At 67.4% G+C, this 503-nt stretch carries 1 pseudogene; it reads right to left on the bottom strand.

The features are described 5' to 3' along the window. Positions 1-503 (bottom strand): annotated as a pseudogene (locus tag C3492_RS43885) (alpha-amylase family glycosyl hydrolase); the annotation flags it as partial.

The raw sequence follows: 503 nt of genomic DNA, 5'->3' as shown, positions 1-503 counted from the left end.
CGAGAAGCCGGCGTTGCGGTCGGGGGTCCACTGCATGGGGGTGCGGACGGCGTCGCGGTCGCCGAGCCAGATGTTGTCGCCCATGCCGATCTCGTCGCCGTAGTAGAGGATCGGCGAGCCGGGCAGGGACAGCAGCAGGGCGGTGAACAGCTCGATCTGGTTGCGGTCGTTGTCGAGCAGGGGGGCGAGGCGGCGGCGGATGCCGATGTTGGCGCGCATCCGTGGGTCCTTGGCGTACTCGGCCCACATGTAGTCGCGTTCCTCGTCGGTGACCATTTCGAGGGTCAGCTCGTCGTGGTTGCGCAGGAAGATGCCCCACTGGCAGTGGGAGGGGATGGCCGGGGTCTTGGCGAGGATCTCGGAGACCGGGTAGCGGGATTCCCGCCGTACGGCCATGAAGATGCGCGGCATGACGGGGAAGTGGAACGCCATGTGGCACTCGTCGCCGCCGGAGCTGTAGTCGCCGAAGTAGTCGACGACGTCCTCGGGCCACTGGTTGGCCT

The sequence above is a fragment of the Streptomyces sp. Ru62 genome (assembly GCF_002920615.1).
Lineage (GTDB): Bacteria > Actinomycetota > Actinomycetes > Streptomycetales > Streptomycetaceae > Streptomyces.
Note: the sequence above shows the minus strand (reverse complement) of the source record. Positions and strands in the feature narration are given on the sequence as shown.